Source organism: Sorangium sp. So ce394 (assembly GCF_051474665.1).
Taxonomy (GTDB): Bacteria; Myxococcota_A; Polyangia; order Polyangiales; family Polyangiaceae; genus Sorangium; species Sorangium cellulosum_D.
Genome location: NZ_CP150339.1, coordinates 12,969,140 through 12,988,127 on the forward strand (window position 1 = coordinate 12,969,140; position 18,988 = coordinate 12,988,127).

Below are 18,988 nucleotides of genomic sequence, written 5' to 3' on the forward strand. Positions count from 1 at the left end.
AAGCGCCTCTCCTCGTCAGGCGTTCGCCGCGCGCGCTGCCGTCGATGCAGGATCGCCGTGGAAGAGCTTGTAGGCGAGCGCCGCGAGCAAGAGCTCGGTACCTGCGATGAGCACGTTCGGGTAGAGCGGGACGCCCGCGACGACCGGGAGCGGCACGTCGGGTCCCGCGAGCAGGCTGGTCCCCGGGATGAGCCACGTAATGTAGAAGAAGGGCGTCCAGATGATGACGACGATCCAGGCCGCCACGTTGAACCCGACCTGCGGCTCCATGGACCGCCGCCACACCATCCACAATCCGACGATCGTCACGCCGCACAGGATGAGCAGCATGAGGGCGTCATGAAAGCGCGCATGCTCATGCCACGCAGGGTTGAACAGGTGGGTTTTATTCCAGTCCACGCCGACAGCGACGATGGCGCCGCTCGCCAGAGCGAACGTGAGAACGACTCTTCCAAGGGTACTTCGGTTCATGGTGATAGGCTCCTGGCTCACGTTGGTTGAAATAGCCCGCTTCCCTCGTCGGCGCGGCCACCTTGCGTTGAAATTCATAGTAACCTCGTCGAGGATCGCGAGCGGACCGGCCCCGTCGGCGTTGCCGATCTTGATGAAGCCAGCCCCCCTCGAACCAGGGTCTTCGCAGCTGCACAAGGCCAACGTCCCTGAGATCGATGCGACCGACATGGCCGTGAGCCCGACCTTTCCCTCCCGCACATGATTATTCATGGGCTCTCCGCGGTGAGTCGCGAAGACCATAGCCGTCCATTTGTAAAAATAACAATATATTGATCCAATCGATCGATTTGATCTGCTGATTGATCCGTGGTACGGTCGAATGTCGTGGACCTACGACACCTTCGCTATTTCCTGGCCGTCGCCGAAGAACGCCATTTTGGCCGCGCCGCGCGGCGTCTGCACATCGTTCAGCCGGCGCTGAGCATGCAGATTCGGGCGCTCGAAGACGAGATCGGCGGCGCGCTGTTCGTGCGGACGAGTCGGCGCGTGGAGCTGACCGAAGCCGGCGCATTGCTGGTCGTCGAGGCGCAGCGGGCGGTCGCGCAGGCGGAGCGGGCCAAGGCGATCGTCCAGCAGTCGCTGCGCGGCGACATCGGCAAAGTTCGCATCGGTTACGCGGGCAACGCGATCCTCACTGGCAAGACGACGGACCACCTGCGAGCGTTCCGCAAAGCCCATCCTGCCGCGGAGATCGAGCTGCGCGAGATGCCACCTTCGAGGCAGGCGGAAGCCGTGCTGACCGGCGAGGTTGACGTCGGCTACTGCCCGGCGTTCGCTCTCAAGGTAGATCCGCGGTTGAGCGTCCAACCGATCGGCGCTTGGTCGCTGGTGGTCGCGATGGCAGAGGAGCACACGCTCGCGGCGCACAGGCGCGTGACGCCGAAGATGCTCGCTGGAGAGCCGCTCATCATGTTCCCATCGGAAGAGGCCGGTGGCGACGTGCTGAAGAGATTGATTCTCATGATAGGACGCGAGCCGCGCCGGGTCCACCGCGCCGACACCACCTTGAGCATGCTGTCGTTGGCCGGCGCAGGCCTGGGCGTGGCGCTGGCTCCAAAACCGCTGATTCAGGTGAAGGTTCCCCGCGTCGTCTATCGTCCGTTCGTCGCGCCGAAGAACGTCTTCGCCGAGCTGCTCCTGATCGGCCGCGCTGACGAGACCTCCGGCGCTGTACGCGCCTTCGTGAAGCTAGCATCCGGCTCCTCGGATCGCGCCACCTCACAGGGCGCCCCGATGGGCGGCACCGGAGCCGGCCTCGGCGGCGAAGCAGGCGGAAAACGATGGCGGTCGCCGCTATTTCGGCGACCGCTTGTCACCGACCCGTTTCTCAGGCGGGATTTCTGACGCGCGGAACCAGCGCGGGGCCCGGGGTCGGCGGTCACCTCGCCGGCGTCATCGATCCCGGCGCAGATCCGGGGAGCTCAGGTGGCGGCTCGATGGCGGCGACGGCTTGGTCCCGGACACGATGTATCCGACGCTGCCGCCGGCGCTCGCGTACGTCTTCTGGGCGATCGCCTCCGCGTTGCCGCGGACGGCGGCCATCGCCGCCGCCCAGCAGTCCTCGAACTCGCGCTCCTCGCCGCCGCCGGCGAGGAAATAGCGATGCGTGTCGGCGCGGCTCCAGATCCAGAAGTCGCGCCGGGCGAAGTCGGCGATCTCCTCCACGGTCGCGCGCTGCTCCGCGGACGCATAGGGCGGCAGGACCGCGCTCGCCTTGTCGTTGAGATAGACCTGGATGTCGATGAGACCGTGCTTGGCGAAGAGCTCGGGGACGAGCTCGCCCATCGAGTTGTTTCCTTCGCCGAGGGCCGCCTTGCCCCGCTCGCACAGGAGCTGGAAGCGGACGAGGGTGACGGTCTGCTCCACCGGCGCCCGCAGCGCGGCCGCGTCGAGCAGGGCGCCGGCCAGGTTGTTCGGCTCGGCCGCGGCCACGAGCCCGCCCGGCCTCGCGACACGGACCATCTCGGCGATCATCGCGCCCGGATCCGCGGCGTGGATCAGCACCGTCTGGCACGTCACGAGATCGAACGTGTCGGCCTCGAACGGCAGCCGCTCGGCGACCGCGACCTGATAGCGAAACCGCTCCGCCTCCCCGCGCGCCGCCGCGCGCTCGGCGGCCTTTTCGACCCAGACGGGATCGCGGTCCACGCCGGTGATGCGGGCCGCCCTGGGCAGAACGCCGCCGAGCACACGGCCCCAGTGCCCGACGCCGCACCCGACGTCGAGCACCTCGCGCACGCGGCTCAGGCCCCAGCGCCGCGCGAGGAGCTCGACGTAGTCGCGATTCCACCAGCCGTCGCGCGTGTCGCCGAAGTACTCGGCCGAATGCGAGGGGTTACCGGAGAACTCATTTCCCATGACAGCACACCTTGATCGGGCCTCACGAGCAGGGGAGTCCAACGTATCGCCTCCGGTGCGCTGGCGGCAACTCGTGGCCGCCGGGAGCGCGCGCGTTGGGGCGGCGCGCGGGAGCGCGCGCGTTGGGGCGGCAAGCGGGAGCGCGCGCGTCGCGACGCCGTCACAGGGACTCGAGATAGGCGACGAGGGCGCGCCGATCCTCGGCCGACAGGTGGGCGGTGTGTCCCATGGAGCCGTCCACCCCCTGGAGCAGCGCGAGCAGCGTCGGGTAGCGGCCGTCGTGGTAGTACGGCGCGGACCTGCCGACGAAGCGCAGCGAGGGGGTATCGAAGGCGCGCACGGCCTCGAAGCGGGTCGCGCTCCGCACGTCGTGGCGCGCGCCGTCGGTGGTCAGCTCGTCGCCCAGGTGGCAGCTCGAGCAGCCCGCCTCGCGGGCATGGAACAGCGCCTCGCCGCGCGCGGCGAGGGCGGCGCGCGCGCTGGCTGCCATGGCGCCTGCGTGTGCGCCGCCTGCCCCCTCTGCGCCGGCCGGCGATGGCGCCACGAGCGCGGCGCGCTCCTCGGCCGTGAGGTCCTCCGCGCCGCCGGGCGGCTCCATGGCGCGGAGGTAGGCGAAGATCGCGTCGCGGTCGCCCGCGGTCAGCCCGGCGCCTCCGAGCCGCGACAGGGTCCGGGCGAAGTGGCCCTCCAGGTCCTTCTTGTCCCCCAACCACCCGTACGGCGCGGTGCCGGAGAGCCGCCCCATCAGCATCGGCGTCTGGCGCGGGCCCTCAGGCGTCGACCACGTGAGCGCGTCGTCGCGGCCGTCGGGGTGGCAGCTCGCGCACGCTCGGCCGTCGAACGCGATGCGCCGCCCGCCGGCCGCGTGAAAGAGCCGCTGGCCCTCCGCGCGCTGCTCGTCGAGGCGCGACGCGCGGGGCAGGACCACGACCGGCAACTCGCCCGAGAGCTCCTTGCTGGGGGCGCTGATCACGGCGGACGCCGGGGCGCGGACGGCGGGCAGGATCGTCAGCTCGCCGTCGAACCGGGTGAAGACCACGGCGCGCCCGCGCGCGCCGTCGACGGCGATGGCGGTGGGCCCGAAGCCCACGCGGGCGCGGTAGAGCTCGCGATCCCGCGCCGACCCGGCCGCGCCCGGCTGGCCGGGGATCGCGGCGCGGGCGTCGTAGGCGATCACCTCGTCGCGGCCGAGGCAGGTGACGAGCAAGACCTCCTCGGCGGGCGCGATCGCGGCCGCGCGCGGGAGATGGCAGCCGTGGGTGCCGAGGTGGGTCGACACCGGCGGGACGTCCGCGCGCTCGCCCGCCGCGTCGACGACCGCGATCTGATGGATCACGGTCTGGGCGAGCGCGGCCCCGTAGCCGCCGCTGTTCGCCTCGCGCCCCGGGTCCACGAGCGCGATGGGCGCGAACACCGCGCCGCTCGCCGCGCGCGCCAGCGCGAAGCCCTGCGAGCCGCGTCGCTCGACGCGCACCCGCGCGGGCGCGTCGGACGGCAGGAGGCCCTCCAGCCCGCGGGGCGCGCTCCGAGCCGCCACGCTCGGCATGAGACGCGGAGCCGTTGGCTTCTTCCCGACGACGGTCCGACGGCGCCACTCCACGCCGTCGGTCGAGAGCTCCCGCGCCGCGGTCGGGGCGCCGCCGTCGCCGAGCGCCACGGCGCTGATGCGTCCGCCCACCGCGTGAGCGACGAGCGCGCGCCGGCCGTCGGCCGACGCGACGACCGCGGCGGGATCTCGCGCGAGCGGGAGCTCGCCGAGGCGCCGGAGATCGGCGGTCGCGAAGCTGGTGAGCGCGGGCTCCCACCGGCTCGCGACGAGCAGCGTCGCGCGGTCCGGGGTCATCGCGAGGCCCACCGGCTCGCGCGCCACGGGCACGAGGCAGCGGCGCGCGAGCGGGGCGGCGGCGCCGGTCGGCTCGAGCACCTCGAGCAGGCCGCGATCGCGCAGCGAGGCCACGACGCTGCCGTCGCCCAGCACGATCACCTGGGCGGGCCGGCCCGCGAGCGGGGTGCGCGCGAGGGCGGCGCGGGCGTCGAGGTCGACCGTGTGGAGGGCGCGATCGTCCTCGTCGGCGACGAAGGCGAGGGTGCGGCCGTCGAGCTCGGCGAGGGCGACGCCGGAGCCGGTATGGGTCGGATCGAGCGGCGCGGGCGCGGGGGCAGGGGCGCGCCGGGCGCAGGAGGGGGGAGGGGAGGCCGGAGGCGTCGATGCGGCGGCGGGGGGGCTCGGTGGGGTCGAGACGGCGGCGGGGGCGATCGGCGAAGGCGGCGGCGGGGTCACGTCGCGCGGGGCGGGGGTGCAGGCGGAGAGGACGAGGGCGAGGGCGGTCGGGGCGGCGGCTCTCATGCCCGGACCATCGGGGCGGCGGGCGAGAGTGTGACGGGCGCTCTGACGTATTTGGAGTGACCCGCGAGCCGAACGTCCGCCGGCCCATTTCCTTGCTGGGCGGCGCGACCTATTCGCGCGAATACGGAGATTGGCCGCGGTGCCTCGCCGTCTACATGCTATAGCCCGCCGCTAGGCCCTGCGACGCAACTGATTGCGACGTTGGCCGGACATGGAAGGCATCGGGGGAACGAATGAACGGAGGAGACCAGATCGCGAGGGCCGTCGGAGCGATCGTGGACTCTGGCGCGCTCGCCAACGCAGCAACGATGGTTTGGCGTGACGGTAAGGTGATTCAGCGCGCGTCTCTCGGGTGGCGAGACCTGGAGGCCAAGCTGCCCCTTGAGCATGACAGTCTGTTCCGCATCGCGTCGATGACGAAGCCGATTACGTCGACGGCGGCGCTCATGCTATTCGAGGAGGGGCGCTTCGCGCTGACCGATCCGATCACTCGCTGGGCACCGGAGTTCAGAGACATGCGCGTCCTGCGTTCTCCCACGGGCCCGCTCGACGAGACCGACCCGGCAGAACGACCGATCACTTTCGAGGATCTGCTGACGCACCGCTCGGGACTTACCTACGGGGCTTTACATCGTGGACCCATCGCGAAGGCCTATGGGGAGGCGCTGGGAGGCGATATCGACAGCCACGTAGCGCCCGATGATTGGATCTCGCGGCTGGCTGCTTTGCCGTTGCTCGACCAGCCGGGGGCCACCCTTCACTATGGTCACTCGACCGATCTCCTTGGGTTGCTCATCGCGCGCATCGAGGACGCGCCGCTCGGCGACGTGCTCAAGCGCCGAATCTTCGATCCGCTTGGCATGGCCGACACCGGCTTCATCGTGCCACGTGAGAAGCGGGACCGGCGAGTCAAGAACTACGGGTTCGATGGTTCGGGCCGCCTCTCCGCGCGCCTCACCTGTCCAGGCGACTCGACGGTTCCTGAACGGCCTGATGACATGGAATATGTCTCCGGCGGCCAGGGGCTGTGGTCGACGTTGGACGACTATCTCGCATTCACCCGCATCTTCCTGGGAGCAGGCGCCGTGGACGGCGTGCGTATATTGCAGCCCGAAACTCTCGCCTTGATGACGTCCAACCGTCTCACGGAGCAGCAGCGCGCTACGGCTGAAGTGGGCGGCATGCCGCTCTTCCGGGGCGGTCACGGGTTCGGGATGGGCGTCGCCGTGGTGCTCGATCCGAAGAAGGTCGAGCCCACGGTGTGTGGGGGCCGCAAGGGTGCAGTCGGTTGGCCAGGCGGGTTCGGAGGCTGGTGGCGCGCGGACGCCAACGACAACTCGGTGCTAATTTTTCTGGCACATAACATGGTCGAGCGGGATCAGCTCAGCAGAGGCATCGGCTTGGGAGTCTACGAAGCCATCACCCAGTTCCAAGCCTTGGCGTCGGCCGAGGACCGCTGACGACCTCATCACTCAGCAGCCGCCTAACAAGCCGTTGCGGCTGACGGGGACGCGCGCTGACGCACGTGCCCCCGCAGCTGGACGGCCAGACGTTAGGCCTCGAGCAGGCCCACACACGAGCGTCTCATGTGCCCGCATGTGCTCCTATGCCGTCGAGCGACCCATCTCCTCCTACGCGGTCGAGCGCTCGCCGCGTCAACTCCGGGTTGACACTGTGTACTGCCGCGCGTGACGGCGCCGGTCGCGCCGCTGGTTTCAGGGAGCGTGACTGCGCATTCCCGGCGAAATCATCCAACGATATCAGATATCGGCCGCGATCGTGGGCGAGCTAGCGTGTGGATCGCGCGTTGCTAGAAGCCTGCTGTGACGAGCGAAGCGCAGAGCGCCTCCGGACCGGGGGCGCTCGCGCGGCGCCGTCAGATCCTCAACTTACTTGGACAAAGGATTGAAACGATGAACCTTCGATCGACGTTCGCTCGTCACCTGCTGCTTGCCCTCGGCGCCGCCGGGATCGTCGCGACCGGCTGCCTCTCGGAAGAGGAAGCCCTGCTCGAGATGGGCACCGTGGAGGGCGCGGCGAGCACCGCGCGGCTCGAGGGCGAGTCGCAGTCGTGGTCCACCTCGTCGGGGGACGGGATCGACGCGAGCTCGAGCTCCGTGCGGCTCAAGGCGAACGCCAGCGGCGACTACTTCCAGTTTTCGAAATCGGTGGCCGCGGGTGAGTACAGGGTCGTGGTGCGGTATGCCCAGCGGAACATCTACGGCAATTACCGGCTCGATCTGAACGGCTCCTCCGCGGGGAACCTCGACGGCTACTCCTCCTCGTCGAGCGACAGCTGGAAGACGGTGACGCTCGGCACGAGGAGCCTCTCGGGCAACGTCGCGTTCAAGCTGGTCTCCGCCGGCAAGAGCTCCAGCGCGACGGACTACGATATCAAGATCGATTACATCGAGCTCGTGCCGACGGGCAGCAGCGGCACCGGCGGAAGCGGCGGCAGCGGTTCGAGCAGCAGCAGCAGCTCGGCGTCGAGCTCCTCGTCGAGCGGCGCGGGCGGGAGCGGCGGCAGCACCACGACCGGGAGCGGCGGGGTCGTGGACTCGACGATCGTCGTGCGATCCGGCCAGGTCTACGACGGCGGCGGCAGACGGTTCATCGCCGGCAGCGCGCTCGGCGACGGCAGCCAGTCCGAGAGTCAGAAGCCGGTGTTCAAGCTGGAGGACGGCGCGGTGCTGAGGAACGTGGTCCTCGGCGCGCCGGCGGCCGACGGCATCCACACCTATGGGAACGTCACGCTGGAGAACATCGTCTGGGAGGACATCGGCGAGGACGCCCTCACCGTCAAGGCCTCCGGCACCGTCGTGCTCAACGGCGGCTCGGCCGTGAACGGCGAGGACAAGGTGTTCCAGATCAACGCGGCCAGCACCTTCCGGGTCTCGAACTTCCGGGCGTCCAACGCGGGCAAGTTCATCCGGCAGAACGGCGGCACCACGTTCAAGGTCGACGTCGTCATCGACGGTTGCGACATCTCCCACATGGATGAGGCCATCTTCAGGACGGACAGCAGCACCAGCACCGTCACCATGAGGAACACGCGGTACAGCGACATCGGCGACTCGCTGTTCATCGGCCTGTCCTCGTCGCGGATCACGACGTCCAACAACACCGAGTACTGACGCTCCCCCCCCGGCGTGCTCGACGCGCCCCCGCAAGCGCGCGGCGCTACCGCGAGCGCTGCTCGCCTGCGTGGAGGCCGCGCAGCACGATCGAGAGCCCACCGAAGAACTCCTGCTCCGGCGGCACGCGCCGCGCGTCGCGGGCCGTCGCCGAGAGGAACGGGTAGTCCTCCTCGGAGAGCGCCGCCAGCTGCGTCGTGCCCTCGCCGGCGAGCGGCCCGAGGTGCTCGGCCTGGAGCGCGCCGATGACGTAGCTGATCAGGCTGCGAAAGGCGATGACCCGCTGCGCCCCGGCGAAGCCCGCCTCGGTCAGCACCCCGAGCAACGCCTCGCCGAACCGGCGCACCCCCTCGGAGCTGTGCCGATGCGTCAGCGTCAACGGGACCACCGACGGGTGCGCGCGCACGGCGTCGCGCACGCGCGCGACGAGGAGCGTCACCCGCTGCGTCCACGCGGCGCGCGCCGGCACCTCGACGTCGACGGCGCCGAGCACCAGGTCGAGCACCAGCCGCTCCAGCTGCTCGCGATCGCTCACGTACCGGTAGAGCGCCATCGTGCTCATCCCCAGCTCCCCGGCGACCGCGCGCATCGAGAGCGCCGCGAGCCCCTCTCGGTCGATGACCGCGAGCGCGGCGGCGGCGATGCCTGGCTGAGTGAGCGAGCGCGGTCGGGGCATGGCCTTGACAGCGTACCGCGTACGCGTATGTTGGGTAAGTATACACCGTACGCCTACGGACCGCCGACGAGATGAAGAGGCGCGTGCGGGAGGAGGAAAGCTCGATGTCCGAGCGGTTGAAGCCCGGCGCCGTCGTCGCCGGTCGGGATCTCGTGAGCGTCACCGGCGCGCCCGTCCGCGTCCCGGATCCGGCGCGGCTGACGCACCTGCAGTTCCGGCGCTTCGCCGGCTGCCCTGTCTGCAACCTGCACCTGCGCTCCTTCGCGCGCCGCCACGGCGAGGTCACCGACGCGGGCGTCGTCGAGGTGGTGCTGTTCCATTCGCCCGCCGACGAGCTGCGCGCGCACGTGGCCGACCTGCCGTTCGCGGTCGTCGCCGACCCGGACAAGGCGCTGTACGGCGAGTTCGGCGTCGAGTCCGCGCCCCGCGCGCTCCTGGATCCGCGCGCCTACTGGCCGATCCTCAGGGCGATCGCGGCGAGCCTGCCCGCGGTCCTGGCGCGGCGGCAGCCGGCCCCCTCGCGCAATCCGCACGGCGGCCGGCTCGGCCTGCCGGCCGATCTGCTGATCGCGGGCGACGGGCGGGTGCTTGCCGCGAAGTACGGCGAGCACGTCGACGATCAGTGGTCGGTCGACGTGCTCGTGGCCCTGGCGCGCGCGGCGCGGAGCCGCGGGAACTCGATGTGACCTCGCGCGCCGTGCGACTCTGCAGGTCACGAGGTCACGAAAAAATTGCGCGTCAGGGCGGGCTCGCCGAGCCCTGCACCCATGCGACGTGTGACGCCAGGGACCAGCGTGTGGGCTCCTGCGAAAGCAGGAGACCGTGGGCGCGACCGCCGAGCCGACCCCCGATACCCACATCCGAATCGACATGAGCGCGAGGAGAACCTCTCATCGATCTCCCACCTTCCGCCGCGCTCCCGGAGCGGGGCGGGCACCACCCGGGTCGACCGCGCTTCATGGCAATGGATCTAGCGCCCGCGCGCTGTCAAATGGTATCACCGTGTCACGGCTCGCTTGCTGCTAGGCTCGACCGTTCCAGCATCAAGGTATTCACGGGTTTCTCCTACCTGTTCGCACCTGGTGTCTCGACGGCGATCGGCGCTCGTTTCGATCGGCGCTCGGTTGTCCCCCCATCGCGAGGGGCCTGCGGAGGCGCGCCGGGAATCGCCACTTCTGGCCGCCTTGCAAGGAACCGATGGACAACAGGCTCGGCTCGCTCTCGTCGACGACGCTGCTGAACGGCACGCCCACGCCGATGGCCCTGCTCTCCGGCACGGGGCAGGTGATCGCCTGCAGCCCCGCCTGGGAGCAGCGCGTCGGCCCTCCCGGGCTGCTCCTCGAGCGCGTCCATGAGGGCGATCGCGGCGAGCTGTCGGCGCGGATGGCGGCCGCGCGCGACGCGGCGGGCAGCACCTCCGCGACGGCGCGCCTCGTGGACGCCCGCGGCAAGGTCACCTCGATGCAATGGACCCTGTGGCGCGCCGACGACACGGCGCTCTGGGCCGCCGTGAAGCCCGATCGCGAGGCGTGGGAGACGCAGGCGCGCATCCTCGTCGACGTGTTCCAGACCATGGATGCGGTGATCTGGGCCACCGACAAGGAGGGCGTCCTCCGGGTCTCCGACGGCAACGGGCTCGCGCACTTCGGGATCAAGCCAGGTCAGATCGTCGGAATGACCATGCGCGATCTCTACGGCGAGGGCTCGCAGGTCCTCGAGCTGTGCAGGCGCGTGCTCGCCGGCGAGACGATCCGCACGGACACCGTGGCCGACGGCGTGCACTGGATCGTGCACTACGCGCCCCACCGCGGCGACGACGGCGAGGTCGACGGCGTCCAGACGTTCGGTATCAACCTGGCCGACCACGTGACCCTCGCCGCGCAGGCGGAGCTGCTCCGCACGTGCATCGACAGCATGCCGATCATCATCTGGGCGTTCGACAAGGACGGCATCTGCATGGTGGCGCAGGGCGGGGCGCTCGCGCAGGTCGACGCCGTGGAGCGAAACGGCGTCGGCAAGCACATGCTCGAGCTCTGCGGCAGCTCGCCCGACGTGCGCGAGGCGTTCCAGCGCGCCCTCGCCGGGGAGATCGCGCACACCGAGCAGATCCGGCAGGACAGGATCTGGCGGACCAGGTTCGTCCCGCAAAAGGACGTCCTCGGCGAGATCATCGGCGTCGGCGCCATCAGCGAGGATGTCACGCAGCAGCGCCGCGTCGACCAGCAGCTGCGCGAGCAGCTGCGGCTCACCCAGCAACAGCAGGAGTCGATCGCGCGGCTGTCGAGCCCGATCATCGAGGTCTGGCAGGACGTGCTCATCGTCCCCTTGATCGGCTCGGTCGACGCCGATCGCGCGGCGATGGTGATGGAGTCGCTGCTCGCGGCCGTCGTGGAGCGGCAGGCGGCCTTCGCCGTCCTCGACCTCACCGGCCTCGATTCGGTCGACACGACGACGGCGCAGCACCTCATCAAGATCACGAACGGGCTCACGCTGCTCGGCTGCCGGGCCGTGGTCACCGGGATCCGGCCGCCGGTCGCGCAGACGATGGTCGGGCTGGGCTTCGATCTCTCGCAGGTATGCACGCTCCGCAGCCTGAAGGAGGCGCTCCGCTGGTGCATGAGCGAGGCGCGCCGCGGGTCGAGCGACGCGCGCCTCGGGTCGGGCGCGCCGCGCCTCGGGTCGGGCGCGGCGCGGCGCGGCTGAGGCCCGCGCCGCGCCGGCCGGGTCGCGCGCGCGGCGAGGCGCGCGCCGCCCGCTCACCCGGGGCTCGACGGATCCGCCGGGTCCGTGCCGGCGTCGCGCTCGTCGCCGTCGCGGATGCCGTCGCCGTCGCGGTCGACGCCGCACCGCGGGCCCGCGCCGGGCGGCATGCACGTGTACGTCACGCGGTGGCCGGTGAGCACCGAGAACCAGCGCAGGCCGACGTCGCCGACCGGCGGGGCCGCGCTCCGATCCGTGATGAACTGGCCACCTCCGACGTAGAGCAGGCCGACCTCCTCCAGGAGGAAGGGGACCTTCGCCACGAGGTCGCACTCCCCGGCCTCGGCGCGGTCGACGAGCAGGTCGACGCGCGGCCAGGCCGCCGCCGCGTTGTGCGCGCCGAGCGTGACCTGCTGGCCGACGATCGGCGCGAGGTTCGTGTCGAACGCGAGCATGAACTCCACCGCTTGCCGGCGCAGGACCTCCCCGGAGGGGCCGAGCGGGAAGCCGTTCGGCGAGAACACGCTCTCCTCGAACCCGATCGCCTGGTGGAACCGGAAGAGCGTGTCCATGACGCCATCGTGCATGAACCCGAAGCCGCGGATCTGGTCGCCCATGAAGCCGTTGTCCCCGGGGTGGAAGAGGCTCGGGACCGCGGCCATGCCGAACATACCGACCTTCTGGTACAGGTTGCGCAGGTGGGGGTTCTTGAAGCTCTGGCCGTTCTCCTGTCCGATGCTCGAGCCGTCGGACCCGAAGAAGCCGGGGAACGGCTCGCCGGCGGCGGCGTTCCCGTCGGGGTCCAGCGTGTGGCAGGTCGCGCACGAGAACGTGCCGTCGCCGCCCTCGCGGACGAAGTGATCGCGCCCGGCCTGCTGATCGGGGGTGAGGGAGTTGTCGAGGTTCCGGATCGGGTTCGGCGGATACGTCAGCTGGAGGATGAAGTCGGTGAACGCCTCCATGTCCTCGTCCGGGATGGGCGCGTGCCGGCCGAGCAGGTTCGTGAAGCCGGTCTGGAACTTCTTGAACGCCGCGCGCTCGTCGAACGCCCCGCTGTCCGGCTGCGCCGTGGGCTCGTCGTTGCCGCCCGTGCGGTCGCCGCGCCAGTGCATCGGCCCGTGGTTGGCCATGCCGCGCAGGCTCTGGGTCGTCATCGGCCCCTTCATGGGCTTCAGCGAGGTGTCGGCGGGGAACGGCGGGTTGATGCTCGTGAACGGCCCGGGGTTTACCTGCGTGGTCCCGTCCGGGTTGCCGAGGTCCCAGGCGATGCTGTCGAGATCGCCGAACACGTGGCAGCTCGCGCACGACGAGTCGCCGTGGCTCGACGAGAGGCGCGCGTCGTGGAGGAACACCCGCCCGCGGACCACGCTCTCCGGCTCGGGGTTGTGGAGGGGGAGGTGCGCGAGCTCGGCGCGCGTGGCCGTATCGACGATCGAGATGGAGTTGTCGAAGCGCGTGAGCACGTACAGCCGGCCGCGCGGCTGATCGAGCGCGAGCCCGCTCGGCCCGCCGCCGGTGACCTGGATCTGGCTCGCGAGGCTCGGCGTGAAGGTGTCGCTCTCCAGCTGGGCCGTGTCGAACACGCCGATCTTGCTCGACCCGAACGCGGCCACGTAGAGCTTCGAGCCGTCGCTGGTCACCGCCATGTCGACCGGCGTGGCCAGGCTCTTCTCGCTCTCCGCGTTGGGCACGGGGGCGCAGCACGTCGAGTAATCGATGTGCTTGTTCAGGTGGCGCGGCAGGGCGGAGCCGCCGCCGAGCACGGTGATCCGGCTCTCGTGCAGGTGCCCCCGGACGCTCGAGCCGGCGAAGATGCCCGGGCCCTCGAAGCGCTCGAGGTTGAACGCCTCGGTGTTGGAGACATAGACCTTTCCGTTCGCCGGGTTGACGACCATGTTGTAGAGGATGGTGCCCACGCCGGTGAAGTAGCCGGCGCTGCCGGGGCGCTGCTGCGGGGGCGTCGCCATGGCGTCGATGACGAAGACGTCCTTGTCCGGCAGCGAGAACATGACCTCGTCGTCCCAGGCGCGGCCCGCGATATCGACCCAGTGGTCGCCGTCGTGGCGGACGATGAGCGACGTCGACGGCTGCGGCTCGCCGAGGAAGTTGGTGAGCGGCGGCGGCAGCCCGCCGCCCTCCTCCACGAGCACGCGGTGCACGGCGGTGGTGCGGTTGCCGGTGTGGAAGCCCGCGGCGTACACCGAGGCCCCGTCCGGGCTGACGGCGAGCGCCCTCGGGGTGTCGGTGAAGAAGGTGAGGATCGAGAGGGGCGAGCCGCCGAGCGAGGCGTCGTTCACGACCGTGCCGGCGTTGAACACCCAGACGTCCGCGCGGCCGACCCCGGGCGTCGTCAGCTGCGGATCGAACGGCGCGTTCTGGCCGCGGTGGGCCGTGGTGATGAAGGCGCGCGAGCGCCCGGGGCCCGCGAAGACGATGTCGCGCGGCTCGTCCCCGACGAGGAGCGTGCGCACGACGCGCGGATACCGCGGGAACGACACGTCGACGACGCTGACGCTGTCCGAGAGGTGATTGACGACCCACACCTCGTGGTTGCTGCGCGCGGCGACGGCGACGGGCTCGAGGCCCACGCTGACGGAGGAGAGGTGGGAGAGGCCGCCCGAGGTGACGCGAAAGATCTCCAGGCGATTGTCGGGCGTATTGGCCGCGAGGAGCAGGGTGCGGTCGGGCGAGAGCGCGAGCGGCCTGACCTGGCCGCTCTCGAAGAGCGTATACGACGGAGCGGCCTCCGCCTGGCGCCCGGCCAGGAGGCCCGCGAAAGCGGCGGCGGTGACCAGCAGGGAACTGGGAGAGCGTGCATGACGATGTAGGAGCATCCTGACCTCCTTGCGGGGTTAAGAACGGGATATCCCCTCAGGATAGAACCGCACGGCTGCGTTCCGGAATCAAGTGTTTCGTGCATTCGTCGATGCGCGCGAGCCCGCATTCGTCCCCCGCGGGAGCGGCGCTCCTGGATCGACGCATGCATTGGCGGAATGAGCGCGGGCGCCGATTGCGCCGCAGAGTCGCCCGCTTATCGTGCTCACCCCGGGCAGGACGGGTGGCTCAGGTTACAACTTCGCGCGCGGCGAGCTGCCCCGCGATGAGCTCCGCATACACGCCCTGCTGCGCGACCAGCTCGGCGTGCGTCCCCCGCTCTACGAGCCTGCCCTGGTCCATGACCAGGATGACGTCCGCGTCCCGGATGGTGCTCAGCCGATGGGCGATGACGATGCGCGTGCAACGGAGGCCCGCGAGCTGCTCTTGCACCTTGCGCTCGGTGATCGCGTCGAGCGCGCTCGTGGCCTCGTCGAGCAGCAGGATGGCCGGCTCGCGGACGAGCGCGCGGGCGAGCGCGACGCGCTGCCGCTGGCCGCCGGAGAGCGAGCCGCCCCCGTCGAGCAGGAGCGTCTCGTAGCCCATCGGCATCTTCACGATCTCGTCGTGGATCTGCGCCCGCTCCGCCGCGCGCTGGACCGCCTCGAAGGTCAGATCCGGATCGGAGAAGGCGATGTTGTCCCGGATCGAGGTGCCGAAGAGATAAGGGCGCTGGGCGACGATGCCGAGCTGGCGCCGGACCGAGCGCAGCTCGAGCTCGCGCAGGTTCGCGCCGTCGTAGAGGACGCGGCCCGACGAGGGCGCGTAGAGGCCCAGGAGGAGGCTTGCTAGCGTCGATTTGCCCGACCCGGAGCGCCCCACGACGGCGACGAGCTGGCCGGGGGCCACGCGCACCGAGACGTCGTCCACGACGAGCGGATCGAGCGGCCCGTAGCGGAACGACACCCCGTCGAGCTCGATGGCGCCGCGGAGCCTCTGCGACGCGCGCGCGGCGGACGGCTCCTGCTCGAGCGGCGCCCGGAGCACCTCGTCGATGCGCTCCGCATAGCCGTCGAGGAGCTGGAGCTGCGCGGCGGTGGCGGCGAGGCTCGACAGCGGGCCGAGCAGGCCGACGGCGAAGGTGTTGAGGGCCAGCATCGATCCGAGCGAGAGCTCGCCGGTCAGGACCTGGCCGGCGCCGATCAAGAGCACGACGAGCGGCGCGCCCATGGTCACCGTGGCGTTCACCGACTCGGAGAGCGCGCTGAGCCGGCCGCCCCGCAGCGAGGTGTTGAGGACCTCGACGAAGAGGTCCGACCAGTGGACCTCGGCCCGCTGCTCGCATCCCATGCCCTTGAGCGTCTCCATCCCTGCGAGCATCTCGATCTGATAGCCCTGGAGGCGCGCCTGCTTCGTGAGCAAGGTGGCGTTGATCTCCTTCTGCTTCGGGCGCACCAGCAGCACGGCCGCGATCTGGAGCGCGCCGAGCGCGATCACGACGGCGCCCAGCGTGGCGCTCACCAGGAGCAGGAGGAAGAGGTAGAGGAGGACCATCGCTCCGTCGAGCAGCGCCGAGAAGACGCTGGCGGTGAGGATCTCGCGGATGGTCGTGTTGCTGTTCAACCTCATCATGAGATCGCCCGCGGATCTCCGCTGAAAGAAGGCGTAGGGGAGCGAGATGAGGTGATCGAGGAAGCTCGCGGTCATCCTCGCGTCGAAGATCGCGCGGAGCTTCAGGAGCAGGTGCGAGCGGACCATCGACGCGAGGAAATGGAAGCAAACGATCGACGCCAGCCCGACCGACACGACGAGCAGCAGGTGGCGATCGGCCCGGGGCACGACGCGGTCGACGACGGCGCCGATGAGCAGGGGAAAGGCGAGCGCGAGCAGCTGGAGGAAAAAGGAGGTGGTGAAGATGCGCGCCCAGCTGCCGGAGGCGAGGAGCATCTGGTGGACCGGGCGGCGACCCTTGGCCGCGGCGCCCGGCTCGAACCGCTCCGACGGCTCGAAGACGAGCGCGACGCCGGTGAAGAGCCGGCTCGCCTCCGCGAGCGGCACCCGGCGGCCGCCCACCGCGGGATCCACGATGTCCACGCCGCGCCCGCCGAGCCGCTCGAACACGACGAAGTGGTTGAAGCCCCAGTGCAGGATCGCCCCCGGGGCGAGGTGCGCGAGCGCCTCGAGCTTCAGCTTCACCGCGCGGGCGCGGAGGCCGAAGTGCTGAGCGGCCTGGACCAGCTTCCGCGCGGTCGTCCCGTCGCGCCCGGCCGCGAGGACCGCGCGCACCTCGTCGCGGCCCACGCCCTTTCCGAGGTAGGCGAGCACCATCGCGAGGCAGGCCACGCCGCACTCGGTGTCGGTCAGCTGCTGCACGAACGGGATCCGCCTGGGTCGCGCGGTCATCCGGAGCCGCTTGAGGGCCGGCAGCCGGGCCACGAGCCCGCCGGCGTCGCCGGGGGCGGTCATCGGCCGCCTCCGGCGAGCAGGCGGAGCCCGGGGATCAGCGCGACGAGCAGGCTCTCGGAGCGCACCTTCACCTCGGCGACGCCGCTCATCCCCGGGTAGAAGTCGAGCGACCGCCGGTCCACGCGGAAGCCGCCGGAGGGCAGGCGCGCCTCGACGAGCACGACGGGGCCGTCGATCTTCACCGTGTCGGCGATGGGCTGACGCAGCGACCGGCGCACCTCGCCCGGGCCGATGAGCTCGGTGCCCACCGACGCGATCTCGAGATCGAGGTAGGCGTAGCTGTACCCGGTCACCTCGAAGCGGAGCGGCATCCCCGGGCGGAGCTGCGGGCGGTGCTGGCCCGGGAGCATGGCCACGACCGAGCCGCGCGCGTCGTCCCCGAGCAGCGTGAGCACCACGTCCCCCGCCTCGAGGCGCTGCCCGCTGCGGATGCGGAGATCGCCGGCGCGCCCTGCGTGCGGCGCGCGGATCGTCTTCTCCTCGAGCTTCACGGCGGCGAGCTCTCGCTCCGCGCGCAGCGACGCGAGCGCCTGCTGCGCGGCCTGGTCGGCCGGCTCGCGGAGCAGCTTGACGAGCTGGGCGTCGAGCTCGCGCTGGAGGCGGTCGAGCTCGGCCGAATCGCGCGCGGCCTCGAGGCGGACGAGTGGCTGCCCTGCCTCGACGCGCTGCCCGGCGCGGACCTCGATCGCGCTCACCGAGCCGGGCACCGCGGCGGTCACGTCGCTCCTGCCGGCGATCTGGACGACGGCGGGGCCGCTCGCGATCTGGTGGACCTGGGCGACGGCGCAGAGCAGGAGCGAGGCGGCGAAGGCGAGCAGCACGAGCCAGTACGCCCAGCCGGTCCAGGGGGAGGCGAGGGCGAGCACCTCGCCCTCGGCGCTCCTGCCGGCGGCGGTGAACTCGAGCGCCTCGGGGCGGAAGATCCTGGCGGCGCGGCTCACGGCGCGCCCGCTGCCGGAAAGACGCGCGCCATCGCGCCGGCCACGAGCAGCTCGCGCGGCGCGTCGCCGGGCTCGATGCGCGCCTCGACCACGACGGCGCGGGACACGGCGTCGATCTCCGGCGCGATGGTCTCGACGGTGCCGCGGAGCTCGACGCCGCCGGCGCGGACGCGGACGCTGGCGTTCTCGTCCACCTCGCCCCGTTGCTCCTCGGGCACGCCGAACCGGACGAGCAGCCCGTCGTCGCTGATGAGCCGCAGGATGGGCAGCGTGGTGCCGACGCTCTCGCCCGGCTCGGCGTAGCGGGCCACGACCCGGCCGGCGAAGGGGGCGCGGATCTCCGCGTCTGCCTCCACCTTGCGGAGATGGCCGACGCGCGCGCGCTTCTCGCGGAGCTCTGCGGCGGCGGCGTCGACCTGGAGCCTCGCCACGGCGGTCTGGTGCTCCGCGGCCGACAGGTCTTCGCCCGAGGCGAGCCCCTCGACGGCCAGCGCCTGCTTTCGACGGTGGCGCTCTGCGGCCTCGGCGAGCTCCTCCCTGGCTCGGCTCAAGGCGACCTCCGCCCCCCGGAGGGCCGCTGTGGCGATGGCGGCGTCGGAGCGGAGGGTCTGGAGATCGAGGGTCGCGAGGAGATCGCCGGCAGCGATCCGATCGCCGAGGCGCACGTGAACGGCGCGGAGGCGCCCCTCGTTGCGCGCCGCGAGGTCGACCGATCGATGCGAGAGGAGGACGCCGACGAAGCCGCGGTGAGCGGGCGGCGGTTCGCTCTTGTCCGGGGGAGATGCATCGATGGTAGGAGCGGCCGGCAGGGCCGCTGCGCGGAAGGCGCCGAGGTGCGGCTCGAGGACCGCGACGTCCGGCGCGCGGAGGCCAGCCAGGGCGAGCGCGCCGGCGAGCGGGACGGCGACGGCAGCGCCGGTAATGGCGAGCTGCTGATTCCTGAAGGGCCAGAGCATGGCGGCCGGGGTTGCAACGCATGTGCCGGTGTGGGTGGGCTGGAGAGCGCCACTCGCGCAGGGCGCTGAGCTGATGAGTTGCT

General features: G+C 71.0%; 12 protein-coding genes and 1 pseudogene. 5 read left to right on the top strand and 8 right to left on the bottom strand.

What is annotated here, in order from left to right:
- Positions 1-15 precede the first annotated feature (15 nt).
- Positions 16-471, bottom strand: coding sequence for a DUF6640 family protein (locus WMF33_RS47950; RefSeq protein ID WP_437334829.1), 456 nt, complete (start codon positions 469-471; stop codon positions 16-18).
- A 366-nt stretch (positions 472-837) separates the two neighbouring features.
- On the opposite strand from WMF33_RS47950, the gene WMF33_RS47955 reads away from it, so the two are divergent.
- Positions 838-1,857, top strand: coding sequence for a LysR substrate-binding domain-containing protein (locus WMF33_RS47955; protein ID WP_437334830.1), 1,020 nt, complete (start codon positions 838-840; stop codon positions 1,855-1,857).
- Positions 1,858-1,905: 48 nt separating this feature from the next.
- Here the strand turns inward: WMF33_RS47955 and WMF33_RS47960 are convergent, their stop codons facing one another.
- Together WMF33_RS47960 and WMF33_RS47965 are read right to left on the bottom strand one after the other, a co-directional pair.
- Positions 1,906-2,871 carry a class I SAM-dependent methyltransferase gene (locus tag WMF33_RS47960; RefSeq protein ID WP_437334831.1) on the bottom strand — a complete coding sequence of 322 codons (966 nt, stop codon included), beginning with the start codon at positions 2,869-2,871 and terminating at the stop codon, positions 1,906-1,908.
- Between the two features lie 160 nt (positions 2,872-3,031).
- The gene (locus WMF33_RS47965) at positions 3,032-5,218 is read right to left on the bottom strand and encodes a cytochrome C peroxidase (protein ID WP_437334832.1); all 2,187 of its coding nucleotides are present in this window, start codon (positions 5,216-5,218) and stop codon (positions 3,032-3,034) included.
- A 233-nt stretch (positions 5,219-5,451) separates the two neighbouring features.
- Here WMF33_RS47965 and WMF33_RS47970 point away from each other — a divergent pair, with 233 nt between their 5' ends.
- Both WMF33_RS47970 and WMF33_RS47975 read left to right on the top strand, forming a co-directional pair.
- Positions 5,452-6,678, top strand: coding sequence for a serine hydrolase domain-containing protein (locus WMF33_RS47970; protein ID WP_437334833.1), 1,227 nt, complete (start codon positions 5,452-5,454; stop codon positions 6,676-6,678).
- Positions 6,679-7,743: 1,065 nt separating this feature from the next.
- A pseudogene (locus WMF33_RS47975) lies at positions 7,744-8,352 on the top strand (pectate lyase); the annotation flags it as partial.
- Positions 8,353-8,398: 46 nt separating this feature from the next.
- Here WMF33_RS47975 and WMF33_RS47980 read toward each other — a convergent pair.
- Positions 8,399-9,028: a TetR/AcrR family transcriptional regulator gene (locus WMF33_RS47980; RefSeq protein ID WP_437334834.1), complete on the bottom strand. Its 630-nt coding sequence runs from the start codon at positions 9,026-9,028 to the stop codon at positions 8,399-8,401.
- A 104-nt stretch (positions 9,029-9,132) separates the two neighbouring features.
- On the opposite strand from WMF33_RS47980, the gene WMF33_RS47985 reads away from it, so the two are divergent.
- Both WMF33_RS47985 and WMF33_RS47990 read left to right on the top strand, forming a co-directional pair.
- Entirely contained in the window at positions 9,133-9,714 is a 582-nt protein-coding gene (locus WMF33_RS47985) for a peroxiredoxin-like family protein (RefSeq protein ID WP_437334835.1), read from the top strand.
- Positions 9,715-10,225: 511 nt separating this feature from the next.
- On the top strand, positions 10,226-11,731 hold the full coding sequence (locus tag WMF33_RS47990; RefSeq protein ID WP_437334836.1) for a PAS domain-containing protein: 1,506 nt from the start codon (positions 10,226-10,228) through the stop codon (positions 11,729-11,731).
- A gap of 53 nt (positions 11,732-11,784) precedes the next feature.
- On the opposite strand, the gene WMF33_RS47995 is transcribed toward WMF33_RS47990, so the two are convergent.
- The 4 genes from WMF33_RS47995 to WMF33_RS48010 form a co-directional block, all read right to left on the bottom strand.
- On the bottom strand, positions 11,785-14,562 hold the full coding sequence (locus tag WMF33_RS47995; protein WP_437334837.1) for a hypothetical protein: 2,778 nt from the start codon (positions 14,560-14,562) through the stop codon (positions 11,785-11,787).
- A 229-nt stretch (positions 14,563-14,791) separates the two neighbouring features.
- Positions 14,792-17,008 carry a peptidase domain-containing ABC transporter gene (locus WMF33_RS48000; protein WP_437334838.1) on the bottom strand — a complete coding sequence of 739 codons (2,217 nt, stop codon included), beginning with the start codon at positions 17,006-17,008 and terminating at the stop codon, positions 14,792-14,794.
- Positions 17,005-17,949, bottom strand: coding sequence for an HlyD family efflux transporter periplasmic adaptor subunit (locus WMF33_RS48005; protein ID WP_437334839.1), 945 nt, complete (start codon positions 17,947-17,949; stop codon positions 17,005-17,007). The genes WMF33_RS48000 and WMF33_RS48005 overlap by 4 nt, the downstream gene beginning before the upstream one ends.
- Positions 17,946-18,905 (bottom strand): efflux RND transporter periplasmic adaptor subunit, encoded by a 960-nt coding sequence (locus tag WMF33_RS48010; RefSeq protein ID WP_437334840.1) that lies wholly within the window; start codon positions 18,903-18,905, stop codon positions 17,946-17,948. Before WMF33_RS48010 ends, WMF33_RS48005 begins: the two co-directional genes overlap by 4 nt.
- Positions 18,906-18,988: the final 83 nt, after the last annotated feature.

Coding starts and splice junctions, on each gene's coding strand:
- WMF33_RS48010 (WP_437334840.1), bottom strand. CDS start 18,905: ATGCTCTGGCCCTTCAGGAATCAGCAGCTCGCCATTACCGGCGCTGCC.
- WMF33_RS47965 (WP_437334832.1), bottom strand. CDS start 5,218: ATGAGAGCCGCCGCCCCGACCGCCCTCGCCCTCGTCCTCTCCGCCTGC.
- WMF33_RS47950 (WP_437334829.1), bottom strand. CDS start 471: ATGAACCGAAGTACCCTTGGAAGAGTCGTTCTCACGTTCGCTCTGGCG.
- WMF33_RS47970 (WP_437334833.1), top strand. CDS start 5,452: ATGAACGGAGGAGACCAGATCGCGAGGGCCGTCGGAGCGATCGTGGAC.
- WMF33_RS47990 (WP_437334836.1), top strand. CDS start 10,226: ATGGACAACAGGCTCGGCTCGCTCTCGTCGACGACGCTGCTGAACGGC.
- WMF33_RS47960 (WP_437334831.1), bottom strand. CDS start 2,871: ATGGGAAATGAGTTCTCCGGTAACCCCTCGCATTCGGCCGAGTACTTC.
- WMF33_RS47995 (WP_437334837.1), bottom strand. CDS start 14,562: ATGCTCCTACATCGTCATGCACGCTCTCCCAGTTCCCTGCTGGTCACC.
- WMF33_RS47985 (WP_437334835.1), top strand. CDS start 9,133: ATGTCCGAGCGGTTGAAGCCCGGCGCCGTCGTCGCCGGTCGGGATCTC.
- WMF33_RS47980 (WP_437334834.1), bottom strand. CDS start 9,028: ATGCCCCGACCGCGCTCGCTCACTCAGCCAGGCATCGCCGCCGCCGCG.
- WMF33_RS48000 (WP_437334838.1), bottom strand. CDS start 17,008: ATGACCGCCCCCGGCGACGCCGGCGGGCTCGTGGCCCGGCTGCCGGCC.